We start from the raw sequence: 1,881 nt of genomic DNA, 5'->3' as shown, positions 1-1,881 counted from the left end.
GTAGTAGCCTGCTTATGCAGCTTGATGTCCATGAACCTGCTCCCGGATGAATTGCTGAAGAAGCTTTCTGGCGGCTAGCAGAGGATAACTCCTATAGGCGATGTGATCATCCGGGACCCTACACCTATGAAAATTGCGCCCTAAAGATGATTCTCCCACCTTAGTTACCATTTTTATTTTTCGGCATGGATATTTTTTTGCGGTAGAATGGGGCCTACGGAAAGAATCAGTTACCAACTTTTTTTGATCCTACAAAAATGAAGTGCAACACCTGGCCAAACCGCTACGGTGTTGCACTCTATCCTTTCCCTCGAAGAGGGTAAATCATCCAAACGCGTTCGGTAGCCAGGTAGCAATACTCGGGAATATAAAGATCAACCCAAGGCCAATTATTTGCAGTATGACGAAAGGTCCTACCGAGCCGTAGACGTCCCCCCAGCCAACGTCCTTGGGGAGAATACTTTTTATCCAAAACAGCACAAACCCAAAAGGCGGCGTTAGATAGGCAATCTGAATATTGACAATGAATAGCACGCCGAACCAGATTTTATCGACTCCCAGAAGCTCGATAATTGGCAAAAAGAGCGGCGTGCATAGCATGATGATCGCCCAGTCATCCATCACCATTCCTAACAGCAGAATGATCAGCATCATCAACAGAAGAACGCCAGTCGTCCCCCCCGGCATCGCCAACACTGCATTTGTAATCAGCTCCTGACTGCCTAATGTATTAAAGATGTTGAGGAAAATATTGGCGCCGATCAGTATCCATAGACCCATCCCGGTCAATTTCAAGGTGGTGGTAAGTGAATCCTTGAACACCTGGGAGGTCAGGCGACCATTAAACAGGTTGAGCAGTAAAGCGCTCGTGGCGCCAAATGCGGCTGCTTCGGCAGGCGTTGTAATACCGCCCCAGATAGAACCCAGTACGATGACGATCAATAAACCAAAAGGCCAGATCCCCAGCAGCGACTGAGCCTTCTCTCGACGGGAGAACTTTCTGTCTGCGGGTATGGGGGGGCCCAGTTCGGGCTGGAACTTGCAGCGTATACCAATATAAATGCTATAGAAGGTAGCGAGCATAAGGCCCGGCAGAAGGCCGGCAAGGAAGAGCTTTCCAATGGACGCGTTAGCTAATAGCCCGTAGAAGATGAAGGGGACGCTGGGTGGTATTAGCGCACCCAGGGCGCCACCCGCGCCAATAGAGCCGATAGCTATTTTTCGACTGTATTTATACCGCATCATTGAGGGGTAGGATATTTGGCCCATCGTGATGGTCGCAGGCGGCGTAATCCCGGTGATCGCTGCAAAGATCGTACATACTTGCACAGTGCCTATGGCGAGCCCGCCGGGGATATGGCCAATCAATTTATACACGGCATCGTATGCGGCATCCGCTATCCCCGAATAGCGTATAAGGCTCCCCATGAAAAGAAAAAGCGGCACCGTGACAAGCACGGCGTCCCAGGGTGTGGAGTAGAAGGCGCTTGGAATAGCCATTAAAGCACGCGGTTCAGCGATGGCAGCAAACACAACCCCGGTGCCACCCAGGGCAAAGGCTACGGGCAATCCCAGGAACAATGTTCCAAAAAGACACGCAAAGTAGAGGAGTGTTACTATTTCTAAGCTCATATAGCAACCTTGTTTAGGTAAGGATTGTCGGGCTATCCATTATTTTATTCTCATCACAAGTTTTTCGATATTAGTATCCGTCCAGTGAGGAATTGACGCTTTTATAAATAAAAGTGGATTTTATAGCTGACGAATCCCCACGAATATGTTGCTACTCGCCGCATAGGCTCTGCTCCCTGACTTCCTCGCGAAGTCGTGCTCGGAGGGTTGTCCAAGCAGGCCAAGGCACGGCGTCGGGTTGATGACGAC

The 1,881-nt window shown here is 49.9% G+C and carries 1 protein-coding gene; it reads right to left on the bottom strand.

From position 1 onward, the window contains the following. Nucleotides 1–324 precede the first annotated feature (324 nt). Nucleotides 325–1,632: a TRAP transporter large permease gene (locus RS027_RS13430; RefSeq protein WP_311957748.1), complete on the bottom strand. Its 1,308-nt coding sequence runs from the start codon at nucleotides 1,630–1,632 to the stop codon at nucleotides 325–327. Nucleotides 1,633–1,881: the final 249 nt, after the last annotated feature.

This window comes from Halomonas garicola (genome assembly GCF_031935715.1).
GTDB lineage: Bacteria > Pseudomonadota > Gammaproteobacteria > Pseudomonadales > Halomonadaceae > Vreelandella > Vreelandella garicola.
The sequence above is the reverse complement of the archived record's forward strand: the minus strand, read 5'-3'. Positions and strand labels throughout refer to the sequence as shown.